The sequence below is a fragment of the Bacillus sp. JJ1764 genome, assembly GCF_036962145.1.
GTDB lineage: Bacteria > Bacillota > Bacilli > Bacillales > Cytobacillaceae > Neobacillus.
On the sequence record NZ_JBALNY010000053.1, the window covers coordinates 74849 to 94403 of the forward strand.

Annotated in this window: 18 protein-coding genes and 2 pseudogenes; 13 read left to right on the top strand and 7 right to left on the bottom strand. The window is 38.7% G+C overall.

The window, feature by feature from the left end:
• Positions 1 to 134 precede the first annotated feature (134 nt).
• The 8 genes and pseudogenes from V7083_RS08985 to V7083_RS23760 all read left to right on the top strand — a co-directional run.
• A complete protein-coding gene (locus V7083_RS08985) occupies positions 135 to 518 on the top strand; it encodes a GntR family transcriptional regulator (RefSeq protein WP_335477177.1) in 384 nt (127 codons plus the stop codon).
• Positions 511 to 1410: an ABC transporter ATP-binding protein gene (locus V7083_RS08990; RefSeq protein ID WP_335477178.1), complete on the top strand. Its 900-nt coding sequence runs from the start codon at positions 511 to 513 to the stop codon at positions 1408 to 1410. Before V7083_RS08985 ends, V7083_RS08990 begins: the two co-directional genes overlap by 8 nt.
• Positions 1385 to 3346 carry a DUF6449 domain-containing protein gene (locus V7083_RS08995; RefSeq protein WP_335477179.1) on the top strand — a complete coding sequence of 654 codons (1962 nt, stop codon included), beginning with the start codon at positions 1385 to 1387 and terminating at the stop codon, positions 3344 to 3346. The genes V7083_RS08990 and V7083_RS08995 overlap by 26 nt, the downstream gene beginning before the upstream one ends.
• 28 nt (positions 3347 to 3374) lie before the next feature.
• Entirely contained in the window at positions 3375 to 3884 is a 510-nt protein-coding gene (locus V7083_RS09000; protein ID WP_335477180.1) for an RNA polymerase sigma factor, read from the top strand.
• A gap of 200 nt (positions 3885 to 4084) precedes the next feature.
• The gene (locus tag V7083_RS09005) at positions 4085 to 4849 is read left to right on the top strand and encodes a YhfC family intramembrane metalloprotease (RefSeq protein ID WP_335477181.1); all 765 of its coding nucleotides are present in this window, start codon (positions 4085 to 4087) and stop codon (positions 4847 to 4849) included.
• A 355-nt stretch (positions 4850 to 5204) separates the two neighbouring features.
• On the top strand, positions 5205 to 6392 hold the full coding sequence (locus tag V7083_RS09010; RefSeq protein ID WP_335477182.1) for an ABC transporter substrate-binding protein: 1188 nt from the start codon (positions 5205 to 5207) through the stop codon (positions 6390 to 6392).
• Between the two features lie 135 nt (positions 6393 to 6527).
• Positions 6528 to 7277, top strand: a pseudogene (locus V7083_RS23755) (CHASE3 domain-containing protein); the annotation flags it as partial.
• 300 nt (positions 7278 to 7577) lie between these two features.
• Positions 7578 to 8216, top strand: a pseudogene (locus tag V7083_RS23760) (methyl-accepting chemotaxis protein); the annotation flags it as partial.
• 73 nt (positions 8217 to 8289) lie between these two features.
• On the opposite strand, the gene V7083_RS09020 reads toward V7083_RS23760, so the two are convergent.
• The 4 genes from V7083_RS09020 to V7083_RS09035 form a co-directional block, all read right to left on the bottom strand.
• Complete coding sequence (locus V7083_RS09020; protein ID WP_335477184.1) at positions 8290 to 10236, bottom strand: ABC transporter permease; 1947 nt, start codon at positions 10234 to 10236, stop codon at positions 8290 to 8292.
• Entirely contained in the window at positions 10226 to 10987 is a 762-nt protein-coding gene (locus V7083_RS09025; RefSeq protein ID WP_335477185.1) for an ABC transporter ATP-binding protein, read from the bottom strand. The genes V7083_RS09020 and V7083_RS09025 overlap by 11 nt, the downstream gene beginning before the upstream one ends.
• A 103-nt stretch (positions 10988 to 11090) precedes the next feature.
• A complete protein-coding gene (locus V7083_RS09030) occupies positions 11091 to 12095 on the bottom strand; it encodes a sensor histidine kinase (RefSeq protein WP_335477186.1) in 1005 nt (334 codons plus the stop codon).
• Entirely contained in the window at positions 12092 to 12781 is a 690-nt protein-coding gene (locus tag V7083_RS09035) for a response regulator transcription factor (protein WP_335477187.1), read from the bottom strand. Before V7083_RS09035 ends, V7083_RS09030 begins: the two co-directional genes overlap by 4 nt.
• A gap of 172 nt (positions 12782 to 12953) precedes the next feature.
• On the opposite strand from V7083_RS09035, the gene V7083_RS09040 reads away from it, so the two are divergent.
• The 3 genes from V7083_RS09040 to V7083_RS09050 all read left to right on the top strand — a co-directional run bounded on the left by V7083_RS09040 (position 12954) and on the right by V7083_RS09050 (position 15793).
• Entirely contained in the window at positions 12954 to 13574 is a 621-nt protein-coding gene (locus V7083_RS09040; RefSeq protein ID WP_335477188.1) for a histidine phosphatase family protein, read from the top strand.
• 172 nt (positions 13575 to 13746) lie between these two features.
• Positions 13747 to 14718, top strand: coding sequence for an efflux RND transporter periplasmic adaptor subunit (locus V7083_RS09045; RefSeq protein ID WP_335477189.1), 972 nt, complete (start codon positions 13747 to 13749; stop codon positions 14716 to 14718).
• A 175-nt stretch (positions 14719 to 14893) separates the two neighbouring features.
• Positions 14894 to 15793: a GNAT family N-acetyltransferase gene (locus tag V7083_RS09050; protein WP_335477190.1), complete on the top strand. Its 900-nt coding sequence runs from the start codon at positions 14894 to 14896 to the stop codon at positions 15791 to 15793.
• A gap of 24 nt (positions 15794 to 15817) precedes the next feature.
• Here V7083_RS09050 and V7083_RS09055 read toward each other — a convergent pair whose 3' ends face one another.
• Both V7083_RS09055 and V7083_RS09060 read right to left on the bottom strand, forming a co-directional pair.
• Entirely contained in the window at positions 15818 to 16423 is a 606-nt protein-coding gene (locus V7083_RS09055) for a DUF421 domain-containing protein (protein ID WP_335477191.1), read from the bottom strand.
• 113 nt (positions 16424 to 16536) lie between these two features.
• Entirely contained in the window at positions 16537 to 16719 is a 183-nt protein-coding gene (locus tag V7083_RS09060) for a hypothetical protein (RefSeq protein ID WP_335477192.1), read from the bottom strand.
• Positions 16720 to 16912: 193 nt separating this feature from the next.
• On the opposite strand from V7083_RS09060, the gene V7083_RS09065 reads away from it, so the two are divergent.
• A complete protein-coding gene (locus V7083_RS09065) occupies positions 16913 to 17440 on the top strand; it encodes an NUDIX hydrolase (RefSeq protein WP_335477193.1) in 528 nt (175 codons plus the stop codon).
• Positions 17441 to 17497: 57 nt separating this feature from the next.
• Here V7083_RS09065 and V7083_RS09070 read toward each other — a convergent pair whose 3' ends face one another.
• The gene (locus tag V7083_RS09070; protein ID WP_335477194.1) at positions 17498 to 18088 is read right to left on the bottom strand and encodes a guanylate kinase; all 591 of its coding nucleotides are present in this window, start codon (positions 18086 to 18088) and stop codon (positions 17498 to 17500) included.
• 429 nt (positions 18089 to 18517) lie between these two features.
• Between V7083_RS09070 and licT the strand changes: the two genes are divergently transcribed.
• Positions 18518 to 19366, top strand: coding sequence for a BglG family transcription antiterminator LicT (gene licT / locus V7083_RS09075; protein ID WP_335477195.1), 849 nt, complete (start codon positions 18518 to 18520; stop codon positions 19364 to 19366).
• The last annotated feature ends 189 nt before the right edge of the window (positions 19367 to 19555 follow it).

Below are 19555 nucleotides of genomic sequence, written 5' to 3' on the forward strand. Positions count from 1 at the left end.
TTGTCCTCCTGGAATGGACACTCCTGTTTAATTAGCAAATTAAGGCTTTTCTTTTTCAAACGGATGGAATATAATTGTACTGTATTACGTATGGTAGTACAGTTGGTACACTTTGTGTAGATGGGGGGTCCATTATGTTTGAGTTGGACATAAGGAGCCGTAAGCCGATTTATGAGCAGTTGGTTGAAAAGGTGAAGGAGCTGATCATGCTTGAGGTTCTTAAGCCTGATGAACAGCTGCCATCAGTTCGGACTTTGGCCACGGAGCTAACGATTAATCCGAATACGATTCAAAAGGCTTATAGGGAGCTAGAGACCCAAGGGTTTATATATTCCATTAAGGGTAAAGGCAGCTTTGTACATCCGACCAATACGAAAGACAAAGAAAAAATAGAGAAAGTTAAGCAGGAGCTGGAAAAACTGATCCATGAGGCATTCTATCTAGGGATAACCGCCGACCAAATCATTCAGTTTATCCACGAAATAGATGCTAAAAGGGGAGGGGAAACGAATGATTGAAATGAAGAATGTCAGCAAGGCCTTTAACAGGTCAAAAGCGCTGGAAAACGTCAATTTATCCATCCAAAAAGGTTCCATATACGGGTTAATTGGATCAAATGGTGCCGGGAAAACAACCCTAATTAAACTTCTGGTTGGAATTTATCGCCCCGACCAGGGACCGATTACGATCGATAACCAACCAGTATATGAAAATGTGCATATAAAGCAAAAATTATTATACATACCGGATCAACCGTATTTCTTGCCCCAATACAATACGAAGCAAATGGCTCGCTTTTACAAAAGCTGTTACCCTACTTGGGACGAGGAACGTTTTGAAAAACTGGTTGAACTATTTGATGTCAATGTAAATAAAAAAATCCATACCTTTTCAAAGGGATGGCAGAGACAAGTGGCCTTTATTTTGGCACTATCGGCAAAACCAGAAATTTTAATCCTTGATGAGCCGATGGACGGTCTTGACCCGGTTGTACGGAAAAAAGTAAAAAACCTGCTCATTCATGATGTCGCGGAGCGTGAGATGACCATTTTAATCTCCTCACATAATCTCCGAGAAATCGAAGACCTTTGTGATCACATTGGCATTATTCATAAAGGAACACTCATCATGGAAAAAGAGCTAGATGAACTGAAAGCGGATATCCATAAAGTCCAGGTGGCCTATAAAAATGGGATTCCTGACTTATTGCTGGAAAAATTAAACCCGCTTCACACTGAAAAACGCGGCAGTGTCTCTCTCCTCATTGTCAGAGGACAGGAAGAGACAATAGCCAAACAAATTCGTAGCACCAGCCCGGTCATTTTTGACTTGCTCCCGCTAACACTTGAAGAGATCTTTATTTACGAAATGGGGGATATCGGCTATGCCATCAAAAATGTCATTGTTTAATAAGGAATTGCTGCTGCAAATCAGCCGAAGCACCGGTTGGATTTCCATAGTCTATTTTATCGGCTTGTTATTTCTGCTGCCGATTCGAATTCTTTTAACATACTCAGATGAAGAGTATATGAGAGTGATGCAAAAGCCGGAAAATCTGTTTCATTTTAATTTTGAATTTCAAATCGGATTGACTGTGATTATTCCTGTCATTTTGGCCGTGTTTCTATTTCGTTTTTTACATGTGAAGCAAGCAACAGATCTGATCCACAGTTTGCCGTTGAAGCGTGACAAAATCTTTTATCACTATTTATTAGCTGGAATGGTATTTCTAATCATTCCTATAGTGCTTATCACACTTATACTGCATGTAATGAACGCTGTATTTGATCTTCACCTGATCTATTCAGTCTCTGATATTTATTATTGGGCGGGAACAACCTTGGTGATTCTCCTGCTTTTATATGCTGCCGCTGTTTGGATTGCAACATTGACGGGGATTTCAGCTGTTCAGGCAGTCCTTGCCTATATTTTTCTGCTATTTCCGGCCGGGTTCATGCTGCTCCTATTCTATAATCTAAAAATCTTGCTTTTTGGATTTCCAAGCGAATATTTCTTAAGCAAACAGATAGAGCGCCTGTCTCCTATTACGTTTGCGGCGAGACTGAATGAGAAGCAATTTCACTGGAGTGATGCCGGGATTTTTATGGGGCTTAGTGTTATTCTTTACGGTTTAGCCCTTCTTTTTTATAGAAAAAGAAACCTAGAAACAGCCTCAGAAGCGATTGCCTTCCCAAAATTGCGCTGTGTGTTTAAGTACGGAGCAGCATTTTGCACGATGCTTTTGGGCGGATCTTATTTTAACCAGGTTTCAAATAGTAGCTTTGGGTGGACTCTTTTTGGCTATGTACTTGGGGGTGCAGCCGGGTATTTCTTAGCAGAAATGGTGTTGCAAAAATCCTGGAGAGTATTTACCAGAGTCAAGGGGTTGCTTGTTTTCTTAGCCATCATTGCCTTACTGGCGATAGGTACGCAGACTCTAGGAATTTATGAAAATCGTATTCCTGACCAAGAAGAAATTATGAATGTCGAGTTTACGGACAGTCCTAGCAATTATTTTATGGGCGATAGCTGGGAGTCAACGTATGCCAAACCGGCACCTTTGAAAAATTCAAAGACTGTCTTGAATATTATTAAACTTCATGAACAGATTCTTAAAGATAAACATATTAATCAATCAAAAAAACCAACGGATGGGAACTTTTTCTTTAAATACAAGTTGAAAAATGGTCATTCCGTCATTCGTGAATATCGGGTCAACATGAAGCTTTATGAGGATCTGTATCAGCCTATTTATGAATCTAGGGAGTATAAGCTAGCCAATAATCAGCTATTTAAGGTCGACGAGTCAAACATCAAGACAATCAACATTTTGCCGCATGGACCTAGTGGTAAAAGTGTAAGTCTGAAAGACCCTAATGATATTAAGGAAGCAATAGCCCTGCTAAAGCAGGATATTTTAGAGGAAACCTATGAGGAGCATCACTATTATCAGTATCGAGGTTCAAACTTTGAGCTTAACCTTGGAACTGACCGTTTCATTTCCATTGAAATGAGTCCTAATTATCGAAAAATAATGGAGTGGTTAAAGCAGAAAAACCTTGCGGATCAAGCCCTAGTTACGGCTGATGATATTTCCTCTATTTTAGTAACAAAAGGGGATTATGCCGACAAAGATTACGATCTTGTGAAAAAAGAAGTGGAAGAAAGCGGGAACGTTCTGAAAATTACCGATAAAGATCAAATTCAGGAAGCTTTAAATCAGGCGGGAACAGGGAATGACCAAGAATACACGGCTGTTTTTTGTTATAACAGCGGCCAATATTACGATGTTTGGTCTTTCGATGAAGCGCATGTGCCTGATTTTATAAAGGAACATTTTAAATAACATAGTAGTTTTGAAAAGGGGTGGGGACTTGAACAGCCCAGATTTTGACGAACTTTACTCAATATATGCCAAGCAGATGTATTATATTGCTTTAAAATATACCAGAGAACATTATTCAGCAGAGGATATTGTCCAAGAGGCTTTTATTAAAGCCTATAAAAAGCTGGATACGGTGGATGACCCACAAAAATTGGGTGGCTGGCTTTCCGTCATAACTGCGAGGACGGCAATCGATTTTCTAAGGTTTGAAAAAAGGCGGGATTGGCTGTTGGTTGATTCTGCAATGATGGAGCCAATTCTGGGACCGGATACATTGGGAATCAGCACGGAGGAAACGGTCTGTATCCGCCTGCTTCAAGAGGAAATTGGTTGCTCACTCGGAAAGTTATCGAGTGAATTCCAAGAAGTGTTGATCTTAAAAGTTCAGTATGGCCTAAAAGAACATGAAATTGCCAGCCTGCTTAATGTAAAGTCAGCTACAGTGAAAACCCGATTGTATCGGGCAAGGAAACAATTAAAACGGAAAATGCCTGCATAATATTGAATTAAGGACACTCCTGATAAAGGGGGTGTCCTATTTTCATTTGTCTTATAAAAATAAAGTTATCCCAATGCAGTTTTTAAAAAATGGGTATTGACGTATGAGAAAATATCTTATATTATCATTATTGATAATGATAATATAATTAAATTTGAAAATAAAACGAATCAGGGTCAATTAAAAGGGGGAGAAATCTAATGGTAAGTACAGCTACCATCATATCTATGTTTGTTCCTATTATTTTTTCAATTAGTTTATTTGTTGGTTTTATTATGTTATATCGGAAGAAAACGGGGATCCAAGTAAAACCACTAATCATTGGGGCGATAGGTTTTATTGTTTTCACACAAGTTTTAGAAAAAGCAATGCATTTTGTAGTCATAACGAATTTCCCGACTTACAATGATCATCCGTGGCTTTTTGGCACATACGGGGCCTTTGCAGCGGGATTGTTTGAAGAGGTTGGAAGATGGATCCTATTTACTTGGTTACTAAAAAAATACCGTGATTATAAGAGCGGTATTTCCTTTGGAATCGGTTGGGGCGGTATCGAAGCCATCTTAGTAGTGTTCATGATCGTCGTGCCAAACCTTTTGTTCGCTTTCATGATCAATTCAGGAACTTTGGAAGCACAGCTTGGCGGAAAAATGCCGGCAGAACAACTCGAAACAATTAAAGAATCAGTACTTAACAACGGAGTATCCTTTTACCTTTTAGCATGTGTCGAACGATTATGCTCCATGTTCATACAAATAGCGCTTAGCCTGTTAGTATTACTGGCAGTCACGAAAAAGAAATTCACTTACGTCATCTATGCCGTTCTTATCCATGTGGTAATTGACTTTCCATTCACCTTCATACAAACAGGCCACATCAAAAGCCTTTGGTTTCTCGAAATCTACATTGCCATCATTGCAGCAGTGGCATTCCTTTTCATCAAAAAAACAGAAAGAAAAATGTAGCGGTGCCTGTCACCTTTTTGAACGATTTCAAAAGAGCCGGTTGTTCCATAAATGAAGTTTGGTGCCTGTCATCCTAAAAGGGGGCAGATTTTTTTTGTCTTAAATAATTTTTTTATGGATGCAGGATAGTTTTATTTGATGTAATACTCATGTAAGCGTTAACAAATATATTGATAAATCACAAGTTTCAGAAATATTTTAATAAATTGAATAATATACTAGACTAATTAAGAATATTGTTTTAAAATACTAATTATTAAAATAATAGATTGGCAGACAGGTTAGAAAGTTAAAGTAATGCATATTAACACACTGATTTGTCAGAAAAATCAAACAATAGAAGAGGGGTTCAACTATGAATAGTAAGAAAAAATGGGCCAAGATGTTTATGGCCTCAACGATGTTAGCTGGAGTGTTGGCTGGATGCTCGGGAGCGGGCGGCAGTTCTTCAGGCTCAGATGACAAATCAATCAAAGTAGGGGTTAACCTGGAGCTATCCGGTGGAGTTGCTTCCTACGGTGAATCACTCGAAAAAGGAATCGATCTTGCCGTTGCAGAAATTAACAAAAAGGGCGGCGTTGACGGCAAAAAGCTCGATATAATAAAAGTTGATAACAAATCGGATGCTGCCGAAGCTACAAACGGTGCTATTAAATTAACAAGCCAGGATAAAGTAGCAGCAATCATCGGTGCTGCTACCAGTGGTGATACCGTAGCACAGGCACAAATCGCTAATGACACGAAAACAGTTCTTTTAACTCCATCAGGTACAAGCCCTAACGTAACCGTAAGTGACAGTGGAAAATTAAATGAATATGTATTCCGTACTTCCTTTATCGACCCATTCCAAGGAACTGTAGCAGCGAACTTTGCCGCTCATGAATTAAAAATCAAAAATGCAGCGATTTTTGCTGACAGTGCCAGCGACTATGCTAAGGGTCTTGCAGCATCATTCAAAGAAACATACAAAAAGGCTGGCGGGAAAATTGTAGCTGAAGAGGCTTATGTAGCAAAAGATACAGATTTCCATGCAACCCTGACTCGCATTAAGGCAAAAAATCCAGATTTCATCTTTATTCCAGGATATTATGAAGAAGTAGGTTTAATCGTAAAACAAGCTCGTGAATTAGGAATTACAGCTCCATTAATGGGAGCTGACGGCTGGGATTCACCAAAATTAATCGATCTTGCCGGTAAAGATGCATTAAACAATACCTTTATCACAAACCATTACTCTTCAGAAGACCCTGACAAAAAGATTCAAACATTTGTTTCTACTTATAAAGAAAAATACAAAGGTGATTCTCCGAATGCGTTCAATGCTCTTGGCTACGATACGGTCTACCTATTAGCAGATGCCATCAAGCGTGCTGGAAGCACCGACTCTAGTAAAATAAAAGAAGCATTGGCCAAAACAAAAGATTTATCTCTTGTAACTGGTACTGTATCAATTGATAAGAACCACAACCCGATTAAATCAGCAACTGTTCTTGAATATAAAGACGGTCAGCAAGTATTTAACACAAAAGTAGATCCTAAGTAATAAGAAGCGAAACGAAAGGTGATCCAGCCTTTCGTTTCTTTTTTTGTTAAACCTAAACAAATTGAAAATTTTTCCGATAAAAATAATAGGTGTATTTTGTCAAAAAATCGTTATACATAGGAGGAATAGCCATTCATGAAATTGACGATTAGAAAAAAGCTACAGGCAGGATTTATCATCGTATTAATCATTCTAGCTATCCAATCTGTCGTTTCCTATTATCAAATTTCATCCGTTAACGATACATATACGGATTTAGTGGATGATAAAGCAAAAAAATTAACGATGATTAAGAGTTTGGAGAATGCGGCAAAGGACGAACAAGTCAATCTGCAAAGTTACTTGTTCACAGGTGATGAACAAGTCTTACAAAAATACTATTTTGCAGTTGAAAACTATAAAAACTATAGTGGTGACTTGGCCAAAGTGATTAAAACACCTAAGTCTAAGAAACTACTAAACGAATTAAACAGTTTTGAAAACGATTACCGAGACTTTGCTGAAAATGCTATTTCATTAAGAAAAACCAATCAAGAGGCATTTAAACTGTTAAATTTTGAACACGGTACCGAAATTATTAATCAATTAAGCGATAAGACGATCGAATTTAGTCATTTTCAGCAATCGCTTTTAGATCGTGGACATGATGCTGCCGAAAGTGGTGTAGCTTCTGTTAAGACTGTAGTCCTTGTGTTATCTGTTATTTCGATAATAATAGGATTATTGATTTCGTACATAATTGGTGTAAAAATCTCCAGACCGCTAATTTTCCTAAAAAAAGCGGCTGAGAAAATTGCTTCTGGTGATTTAACCGATGAAGAGATTAAAATCAAAAATAAGGATGAGATTGGAGAATTAGCTCAATCTTTCAATCAAATGACGGGTAATTTACGTGACTTACTTCAACAAGTCAGCATGAATGCGAACCAAGTTACGGCAACATCTGAGGAGCTATCGGCAAGTGCAGAGGAGACAAGAATCTCCTCCCAGCAAATTACTCAATCCATTCAAGAAGTGGCTTCAGGAGTGGAAAGGCAGTTTATCAGTATTGAGGAAACAACCCGTACAATCCGTGAATTGGCAGTTGGCGTCCATCAAATTGCGAGTAACTCCCAAGTGGTTACCAACACAGCAAATGAGGCATCTGAAAAAGCTTCAAACGGGGGGGAATCGATTCATACCGCAATTGAGCAAATGAAATCGATTAATCAAACAGTTCATGGATTATCTGAAGTCATTAGTAACCTTGGCTCACGTTCCCAAGAAATTAATCAAATTATTGAAGTGATCTCCAATATTTCGGCACAAACGAATTTATTGGCTCTTAATGCGGCGATTGAAGCTGCAAGAGCAGGAGAGCATGGACGGGGTTTCTCCGTTGTCGCTGATGAAGTTAGAAAATTAGCAGAGCAATCTAACTCTTCCGCCCAACAAATTGCCCATTTGATTAAAGGCATTCAAGGGGAAACCCATCAGGCCATCCAGTCAATGGAAGGGGCAAAAACAGAGGTCTCGGAGGGATTGGAAGTCATCAGCTCAGCTGGAGCCTTATTTGCGCAAATTCAAACAGCCGTGACGAATGTAGCTGACCAAATTCATGAGGTGTCCGCTGCTGTTCAACAAATGGCGGCTGGGTCAGAGCAAATGTCCCAATCCATGAAGCATATTTCTGAAATCGGTGAACAGGCAGCATCCGGCTCTCAAGAAGTATCAGCGGCAACATCACAACAATTGGTATCCATGGAGGAAATCACCTCCTCAGCTTTATCGTTGTCAAAAATGTCAGAACAACTCCAAACGCTAATTGGGAAGTTTAAAGTATAATCTCATAGAAAAAGGCTTACTTAACGATTGTTGAGCAAGCCTTTTTTACTAACTGGGGAACTTAATGCTTCAATTAAAGTGCCGCTTTAATTACTTTTTTATAATAAAGAACCGAGAGCACTCCAAAGATGGAATAAAGAGCCGTATACAATACCATTACGATAATCATTGGTGTCCATACTTCAGCGCCAAACAGGAACCAGCCAGATTGCACAGCAAAATAACTATGTGACAGTCCAACTACTAGCGGAATTCCAAAGCTGAATAACTGCTTGGCCCGGATTCCTCTTAACAAGTCTCCTTGGGTAAAGCCGAGTTTCCTAAGAATAGTGTAGTTTGGTTTTTCCTCTTCCCCTTCACCCATTTGTTTAAAATACAGGATGCAACCTGAAGTAATCAGGAAGGTCAAGCCTAAAAAGCCAACGATAAACATGGCAAGCCCTATGGTTTGTTTTTGATTCATGCTCATTTCCAAGCGGGAATCATGATCGATGTCCTCGCTGATCTTCAAGTCTTTGAAAATCTGGTTTGCTTTTTCAAGCTTTGCTTCATCCTTGATAGTGACCCCGATAAAGATGGTTGATTTTTTTTGTAATTTGGGATCAAGACCCGCACGTAATTGTTCAAACACTTTATTATCCACAATCGCTGTAGGTGATCCCCCATTTGTGAAATAGGAAGATACAATGAAATCTTTTCTAAGTCCCAAATAGTCAAGTTGAAACGTTTCTTTTTTTGCCTTTAATTCAATTTGTCCAGAATCCTTAAGGGTCATAAATTTTTCCATTAAATCATCGTAACCAGTAAAAACTGTTTCTTTAGGGGATACTTCAACCCCTTTGACGTCCTTTTCGCTAACAACAGATAGAGGCAAGGCACTAGAGTTCGCCATTAAAGTATCTAAGTCACTTTCCAATATAGATTTTAAATTCGCCTTCACTTGAAGGACATCGATTCTTTTATCGCTGAAGGAAATCTTGTGATCTGTTAAAGCATTTTCAAACGTTTCAGCTTTATTAGGATCTATAATCGCAAAATCAGCTGCCACATGTGTTTTGGCTGTTTTTTCAGCGGAATAATAGGAGATATAACTTAACGATAAGAGACCAATAGCCAAGGCTGATACGGTGGTAATAATCGTTAATAATAAGGCGTTTGACTTCATGCGAAACATAATTGATGAAAGGGATAACACCTCATTAATGTTTAAATATCCATCCTTCTTTTTCCGAATAAGATGAAAAATAAAGCTGACGGACCCTTTATAAAACAAATAGGTTCCAATGATGACGGAAGCAAGAATGAAGATCATGGCTGAAAACAGCTGAACCATGGTTACAAAATCGCCATCAAATAATTTTGAGGATACATAATAGCCGACACCAATTAAAACAAGCCCGACAATCCCCATTATGATCTCGAAAACTGACATTTTTTTCAGTTTGCCTTCTGTCGAAGAAATCACTCTAAACAAGCCTAAAATGGTCTGTCTCTTAATAAATAAATAATTGATTAACATCACCAGCAAATAAATCGCGCTAAAAATAATTAACGTCTGGATCAAAGCGTGCATGGAAAAATGCAGTTTTGCCACGGCATTGACTTTCGTAATTTTAAATAAAATCATAATAATTAATCGTGAAGCAGAAAATCCCAAGAAGATTCCTATCAATAGAGAGCTAAAATAAAGGATAAAGTTCTCGGCACTAAGAATGCGAAAAATCCTGCTTTTTGTCATCCCGATTAATTGAAATAAGCCGATTTCCTTACTGCGCCGTTTGATAAAAATATTATTAGCGTATAACAAAAAGATGGATACAATCGCGACTAGCAGGATAGAGGCTGCCCGAATGGAAGCTGCACCTTTAATTGTCCCTTTTGTAGCATCCATTGCAGGATCATACTGCAGGGTTACAAAGGAAAAATAAAGCGCCACACTAAAGATCAATGCAAATACATATAAATAGTAGTTTTTTAGGTTCTTTTTCAGGTTACGGAGAATTAATTGATTAATGCTCATTTTGCACCCCGCCTAACACACCTTGTGTTTTCATGATGTCCTTGAAAAAGTCCTGTCTTGATTGGTCGCCCTTGTTTAGTTGTGTGTATATTTGTCCGTCTTTAATAAAGATTACCCGTCTACAATAGCTGGCTGCCACCGGATCATGTGTCACCATCACAATTGTCGCATGTCTGTTTTGATTTAAGAGGCTAAGTTTGTTTAATAAATCAGAAGCTGATTTTGAATCTAACGCTCCTGTTGGTTCGTCTGCAAAAATAATACTTGGTTCATGAATAAAGGCCCTTGCAGCTGAGGTTCGCTGCTTTTGTCCCCCGGAAATTTCATTAGGATACTTATCTTTGATGTCAAAAATGCCTAGCTCCTTAGCTACATCTGTAAATTTTTGATTCGCCACTGCTTTGGATGTATTGGAAATCGACAGCGGCAGCAGAATATTTTCCTTAACAGTCAAGGTGTCTAATAAATTATACTCTTGAAAAATAAATCCCAAATGGTGCTTGCGGAATTCGGCCAGTTGTTTTTCCTTTAACTTAGTGATTTCTTTACCTTCAATTTCAATCGTACCACCGCTCACTTTGTCGATAGAAGAGAGGACATTTAATAGGGTTGTTTTTCCGGAACCTGATGGCCCCATAATACTAACAAATTCACCTTTATCAATTTGGAGATCCAATCCCTTTAGTACATCTTGCTTATTAAATTTATTGCCATAAGCTTTAAAAATATTTCTTGCTTCTAAAATAGTCATCTTATATGACACACTCCTTAATTCGATATCTTTATTATAAAAGGCGGTGTCATCCGCTTCCTTCGATTGAGCGAACAAATGATAAAAGCATGTGACATTATTGTCACATGCCTGCAATATGATCGAAATCGTTTCGCTCAGGGAAAGATAAGGTGAAAGTGGATCCCTCTCCAGTCTTAGAACAAACTTGAATGGAAATCAATAACGGTTCAGCCGCTTTTTTGGCCAAATATAAGCCCATACCGGTTGCAGCACTGTCCTGATGCTTGGACGTGGAAGTGAATCCTTTATCAAAAATCCGCGGTAAATCTCTTGGATCGATGCCACGGCCGAAATCCTGTACCTTTAATACCGTTTGTCCATTCCATTTTGTGCTAGTAATGATAATGTCGGATTCTTCACTATACTTCACTGCATTTGTTAAAAGCTGTCGGATGATAAATGCCAGCCACTTGGCATCTGTCAGCACTTCCTCCTCCTTAAGTTCCACATCAAAGCCGATTCCCTTTTGTATACACCATGATTGCAATGCCTTAATTTCTTTAAAAATCACTGACTTCAGCGAGACTTTTTCGATGAATAAGTCATTCTTCATGAATGGCAGGCGTTTTTGATGAAGCTGTTGATCAAGCAACAAATGAATGCGCAGCCACTCATAGGTTAAATGAGCTTTCATTTTTTCGTCATCCAGCCGTTCGATCATTAAATGCATTGCCGTCAATGGCGTTTTTACTTCATGAATCCAAGATAACAAGTCATCCTTCTCTTGTTCTAACAGTCTCATATTCTGTGCTGTATCTTGTTTAAGACGCTCTGTTTGGTCAATCACACTTGACTCAATGATTTTTTCAAATGGACGATCCGCAGGGGCCAACCTCGTTAAATCAAGGGAGGTATCCCACTCTTGCAAGCTGCGATAATATTTAGTTTCAACATGATAGCGAATAATGAAGAATATCAAGAAAATCATGGTCGATAAAAAAACGATGTACAGAAGGGGCAATAATGGGATGGCAGCATCCAAATAGGCAACCAACACCACTAAAAGCTGAAGGAACAGAAACAGAATAATCCAGCTTCGCCTCTCAATTATGTATTTTTTTATCATAGATAATCCTCTTCCACGGCAATGTATCCTTGTCCAACCTTGGTTTCAATTTGATGGCCTAGACCTAGTTCATCAAGCTTTTTGCGAAGGCGATTGACGTTCACTGTCAACGTATTATCACTGACGAACCGTTCATCATCCCAAAGGCTTTTAATTAATTCTTCACGACTTACAATCGTATTTTTCTTTTCAATTAACAATTTTAATATAAACAATTCATTTTTGGTTAGTTCAATTGAGCCCAAATCATTTGAAATGGTGCTTTTTTGATAATCAATGGTGGCCCCATTCCAAGTTTTTAGCTCGATGGCTTCGGTGTTGTAATTATAGACACGGCGAAGGATGGCCTGAATTTTGGCAATGAGGACATCAAAATGAAATGGTTTTTGAATGAAATCATCAGCTCCAAGCTGCATGGACATGACCATATCAGTAGGGTGGTCACGCGATGATAAAAAGAGAATTGGAATATTAGAATGGGAACGGATCATGCGGCACCAATGGAATCCATCAAATTTTGGCAATTGGATATCGATAATGACTAAATCTGGTTTAATGAAAGAAAACTCCTGCATGACCTGGCTAAAATCTAGGATTCCGTAAACATCATAAGACCAGCCGGTTAACCGTTCTTTGATTTCTTGAAATAAGGTCGCATCATCTTCAATCAGCAATAGTTTAAACATTTTTCCACCACACTTTTACTTTATCAAGCCATTTTTATTTTATAGCAAAAATTTCCTAACAGCTACTATTGTTTTAAAAAGTAGAAATCAGACTATTTAAATAATTATCTTTACCAGAGCTTTTCCAGTTGTTAAAGTAGAAGATGAGAATGAAAAAAAGGGGTGGAGAGATTTGAATTTATATTTGATTCGTCACGGTGAGTCCGAGCATAATGTGGATCGAACGAGAATGGCACATACCCATGATTCACAGCATAGTTTGACTGATCTAGGCCAAAATCAAGTACAAAAAACCGCTGAATTCATGAGATCAATAGTGAATGAAAAAACAGTTTTATATAGTTCTCCCTATTTGCGCACGAAACAGACGGCAAAAGCCATCCATTCTTTATTGCCCGAGCAGGTACCATTTTTAGAAAATCCACTGTTACGAGAATGGGAGCTTGGTAACCTTTACGATTTCAGCAATCGAACACCGGAGTCGAAAAAGGAATTTAAGGCAGCCGGTCAATTTTATTTTCGCTATCAAAATGGAGAATCACTTGCCGATGTCTATTTACGGGCAACCATGTTCATGAATACAGTGGTAGAGCGGGTTCGGCGTCAACAACGATATGAACATCTGGTGGTCGTTTCACATGCTGCCTTCATTCAAATGCTGCTAACCTTTTTAATGGACTGGCCAATTGAGAGCCTTACTGATTTTAAACCAGTTGAAAATGCCTCTGTTATTCAAATTAATGAAGAGGATGGAGATTATCAGTTTGAAAAGATTTTTATCCCTGGGGTTTAATTAGAAAATTTCATAATACGCGAACAGTAATAGGCTGTTCGTTTTTTTGTGGCCAATTTTTAAAAAGTAATGTTTTGTTAAGAGTAAATTAAGAATAACACAAGATAATAGAGATCGAGAAAATAGTTTGCTATGGTGCAGTTTATCTTCCATGGTCAAAGGAGTTAACGAAATGAAAAAATGGATTTGGATTGTCATTAGTGTCGTAATTGTTGGTTATGTGGGATATATGTGGTATCACTCAAAATCCAGCAGCAGCGAAGCGGCAACAACTCAGATTAGTTCGGCCACTGTACAAAAAGGAAAGCTGGAGGTAAAGATTAGCGGCTCGGGAACGATTGAGCCTGTAACCAGTGAGGATATTAAAGTGAAGGATGCAAACGATGAAATCGATGAAGTGCTCGTTTCCGCCGGAAGCAAGGTAAGTGCGGGAGATGAATTAGTGACCTTTACGGATGATAGTGATCCAATTACGGCACCGGTAGACGGAACGATTACCTCTGTCTCTGTTAGCACCGGTGAACGCGTAACAAAAGGACAGGCTGTAGCTCATCTTACCAATTATACGGATTTACAAACGGTTGTTGCGGTGGATGAATTGGATATTGCCAAGGTGAAGGTCAATCAGACGGTAAGTTTAACGGTAACTCCTTATCCAGATGCCACCTACACGGGAATGGTCACTGCTGTGGCTAACGAAGGTACCTCAGAGAGCGGGTCTTCGACTTTTGATGTGACCATTCATCTCGTTAAGTCGGATAACCTAAAGGTGGGGATGAGCACAGAAGCAGAGATTCTAGCAGAAAGCAAAGATAACGCACTTTATGTACCGGTTGATGCGGTTCATACCAAAAATGAAACAAAATACGTAAATGTAATGAAGTCAAGCTCTAACAGCGCTGGCAGCAGCAAAACCGAACAAAGAACGATCAAAACAGGAATTTCCAACGACGATTACATTGAAATAACAGAAGGAGTCACCGAGGGTGATTACATCAAACTCCCGAAAAGAACAGCATCAACCAGTACCTCCAACCAAGGCGGCATGATGCCGGGTTTTGATGGAATGGATGGAGGCACGAGACCACCAAGCGGGAATGGAAATTCTAGCAGCAACAATAGCAGCGCTAAAAGCGGAAATTAATACGGTGCCTGTCACCATTTTTCAGTAAACCCCCGGCTCTAGCTGATCACGCATAAGAGTAGAGGGTTTTTTTGATTCATAGATGATAGGAAATAGGTTGGCAATAAAGGAACTAGCTTGTTCTTAAAAGAAATATATATGTTTAAGGGAAAAATGTATGAATGGGGTGTAACGAATGAAAGTAGAAAAGTTGGATCAAGCGCATCTTCAAGTCTTTGTTGACTATTGCAAGAAACATAGATTAGAAGTGGATGACTCTTTTCTTTATGATGCAGATTTAAAAAATTTTGAACCTAATGCTGAGAATCCCACTTATGTATTGATGGATCAACAGGGGAATATGGTTGCTGCTGCCTCTTTAATTATGGATGAGTATCAAAAGAAAGGGAAAAGAGCACGGTTTCGTATTTTTCATTCGGAAATCAACAATTCAGAAGTCTATGCATTGCTGTTTCAGGCGTTATTGAGACGTACAGAGGGTCTGGAAAAACTCTATATTTTTGTTCCCTTAAATAATAAATATCTTGCGGAGTCTATCGAAGGATTGGGATTTTCAATTGAAAGGTATGCGTTTCTGTTAGTTCGCGAGGAAGTAGTGGTGCCTTCGTTAGTTTTACCAGAGGGCTATATAATAAGAGACTTCACTCCCGGTAAAGACGAAGGGATTTGGAGTCAGGTTAGAAATGCAGCGTTTGCTGAACTGAAGGGGAACGAGACTCCTGTTACGAAGGAAATGGTAACGAAAATGATTGCAGGTGAAAATTATCTGGAAGGAGGAATGAAAATTCTTTACCACGGTCAACAGCCCGTTGGTGTCGTAAGGGGAGCAAATGATGAATATGAAAATGCTCCCATTATGAACATTGGACCACTAGCCATACTCCCTGAATATCAAGGCAAAGGCCTCGGGAAGCTACTCCTGAGAGCCGCGCTCCAATTTGCAAAAGAGAGGTCCTACACTAGAACCATCCTATCAGTAAACGGCGAAAACGAACGCGCCAAAGCACTATACCTACAAGAAGGTTTCAAACAAGTAGAGGGTGTTGCATGTTATGAATATAAGTTATCTATTTGAATGAAAAGGTGCCTGTCACCCACTTTAATGAAGATAGTCCGGGTGTTTCGAGGCATCCGGATTTTTTAGTTCTTCGAAGATGTTTGGTGGGTTTGTTTCTGTATTGACAGGCTGTTGGGTCATGTTTTGTGGTGTTGGGAGGTATTGATTTAGGATTTTTTTGAGTTCGCCGACGGTGACGGGTTTGGCGTCGTCTTTTAGTTCGTATCCCAGCAGTCCATTGGCTTCAATGGTGGCCATCTTTATATCTTCCATCTTTGAGATTCCCTCGTTTCTCATCCGCATTTCCAGTTGGTCTACAGTCATACGCAGTTTTCGAAGGTTCTCGATGTTTAAAATCCCATTTTCAATCACCATTTTTGATTTCCCGGTAATCAACTTTTCAAGGACATTAAACTTTAGCTCTAAAAATTCTAACAATATAGTGGAAAAAACAAAAATAACCCCAATTAAGATTGTACTAATCATACTTTTGCCAACAAGTGGCGCCACAATAACCGTGCCAATCGAAACCATTACAACCGTTTGTGCAAGGGTCATTTGCGAAATCGACTTTCTTCCAGAAATTCGTAAGATTGCAATCCCTGAAAAAATAAGAACAAATGATTTCCAGATCACACTCCAATCCATCTTAATCCCTCCAAAAAAGTCTTAAGAATAATATTTCCGAACATGTCCATTATTATTTTTTTAAGGGTAACAAATAAAAGAGGCAGCTGGAAAGCTCCTGCTACCTAACATGTTTATAATAAAAGCTCTTTTTCCTTTTCCATTTCCAACGCCGTTGCAATATAGGCAAATCCGTTCAAAAACATGTAAATAACATTCGATTGCGCCCGTTCATGTTCCCCTAAATAAGTATTGATAATCGTGATGACTGAAAATAGGACAACAAAGAATAAAGCCAATTTATTAAAAATAACCAATAGTGAACAACCCCCTTCAACAGCGATGCTTACCTTTATCTTATTTAAATAGGGTTATACTTATGCAATCTATGATGCAAATGTGGAAATGGTGAGAGACGTGCCTGGTTTCGATTAAAAGAGTTAGTGACAGGCACGCTGAATAGGGTATACTATCCATATTGGTAAATGCAGAGGAGTGAAAGGCACTATTATGGAATGGAAAATAAATGATTCAATAAAACAAAAGATCGACAGGTTTGAGATTACAATAGATGATGTTACCTTTCCGAACGGAGATCAAGGGACATTTTCCTATGTTAATTTTGCTAAGGGGGTTTGTGTTCTCCCTATAACAGAGGACCAACATGTTTGGTGTATTAAGCAGTATCGCCATGCTTTTAAGAACTGGCAATGGGAGTTGCCTGCAGGGGCAATGGACCCCACTGATTCCAGTCCGCTTGAAGCAGCGAAGCGGGAATTGGCAGAAGAAACCGGCTGTATAGCGGAACATTGGCTTGATTTAGGAAGCTTTTATCCTTCCCCTGGTTCGACCAGTGAGGAGATCTATTTGTTTGCAGCGGCAGGTTTAACCAAATTGGAACAAAATTTGGAGGCAAGTGAACAAATTGATTTACATAAACTCAGTATGGAAACGCTGAAAAAAATGGTTGCTGATGGAGACTTTAGTCACGGGGCCGGACTTGCCGCGATTTTGCGCTATAAGTTTATTACGGACTAATTTTCAAAAAAAGAGACACCTTTAAAAAAATGAAGGTGTCTCTTTTTGCAAACAATACTAATAATCCGTCACGGTTAAATTTCGATCTAAATAGGATTCAATTAATTCGCTGATTTGATAGGCCACTTGTGGAGAGTCAAAGTTTTCAAACACATGTTCACAGTTATTTTTATAACTCATGGTCTCATTATAATGGGACATATGACGTTCAATGACTTCCTCACTATCCTGACGATCCTTTTGTCGTTGAATAACTGTGTCGCGGTCTGCATAAATGAAAATCCGCATAACACCATCGCCATACATTGATTTTAATTTTTCTGCCCCTTCTGAATTTAACGTCAAATAGACAAGTTGGTGGTTCTTAAAGGCTTCATCAATATCCTGCTCTCGAATGCCATAATGAATTCCATCAATTTCCACGCTTTCAAGAAATTCCTGCTGTGCTTGCATTTTTTTGAATGTTTCCTCATCAACAAAGTGGTAGTCTTCACCATTTATTTCGTAATGGCGGGGGGAACGGGTAGTATAAGAGATCACGGTTTCCATATCAAACGCTGTTGCAACCATTTTAGCAACAGTCTTTCTTCCTGAACCATCGGGACCAGTGTAAACAAATATTTTTTCTTTACCTCTTATCTCGTGCATAGGCAAGCCTCCTTATAGTGTCCTAACCCTAAAGATCTTATGGAGAGTTTTTAGCAGGGATGTAAGGGGGTTATGTTCATTATAACAAAGGATACATCTGGAAGGATATAAATATATTTATGCGAATATTCGGGAATATAGACGGAATTCCTAATTAAAATTCACTATGTGACAGAGCTAGTCCAAAGGAATTTTTACCCACTTATTGAATCCAAAAATGATCATACTCCAACCCCAGTATTAGTATTACCCTAGGTTTAAATCAACTATTGACAACAAATATAGTAATCGTTTACATTTAAAAATATGGATTGTTACTGTTCGGCAGGCAAAACCTAAATTTGTGAAAGAGTATCGAAAATGGTATTCTTATGTACAAATTTAGGTTTTTTTATTTATACAAAAATCTTCAATCAAGGGCGAGTGGATATGGAAATTAGGAAGATACTGAATAATAATGTCGTCGTTTCTCAAAATGGTTCGAAACAGGAAATCGTCGTGATGGGGAGAGGATTGGCTTTTCAGAAGAAGGTTGGGGATGAGATTGACCATTCTAAAATAGAAAAGACATTTGTATTGGAGACCCATGGAGTATCGGAAAAATTAGCAAAACTATTGCGGGACACATCTGAGAAATACCTAGACATTTCAGCAAAAATTTTGGATTATGCCCAATCACAACTTCCATATAAATTAGATGAATACCTATATGTGGCCTTAACGGACCACTTAAGTTTTGCTATAACCAGACATAAACAGGCGATTCATTTGAAAAATCCATTGTTATGGGAAATTCGCAAGTATTATAAGCAGGAATTTCAAATTGCCCAGAAAGCCCTTGAAATTATTGAAAAAGAAACAGGGATTGCGCTTGGGGAAGATGAGGCGGCATCTATTGCGCTGCATTTAGTCAATAGCCAGTTATCGGGTGAAAACATGGCTACGGCAGTTCAAATTACCGAAATGGTGAACACGATTTTAAACATCGTCAAATATCATTTCAAAATGGAATTGGACGAAAGCTCCGTGAATTATGAACGGTTTCTAACCCATCTCCGCTTTTTTGCAATTCGTTTTGTCCGAAAAGAAAAACTAGAGGAGACGGTGGACCAGTTCTTTTTTGAACAGATCAAGCTTAAGTATCCCGAAGCCTATATTTGTACAGAAAAAGTGGCGACCTATTTAGAAAATCAATTTAACTGGAGCTTGACGAAAGATGAGGAAATCTATTTAACCGTCCATATTCATCGAGTTACGAATCGGCATAAACTGAAATAGAAGAAGTTTGTCGAATCTGGAGTTTTTTTAAAAAGGCTATGTTAAAGAATACTGTTGATTTTAAACCCTGTTGATAGGAGCGGAAGGCACGAAGACTCCTCGAAAATGCTAACGCATTTCCTTCGTGCGTGGGCGAATTCTAGGAAGAAAATCAATGTCCTGTGGGAGTACGGTTCTGGAGAGACCCCG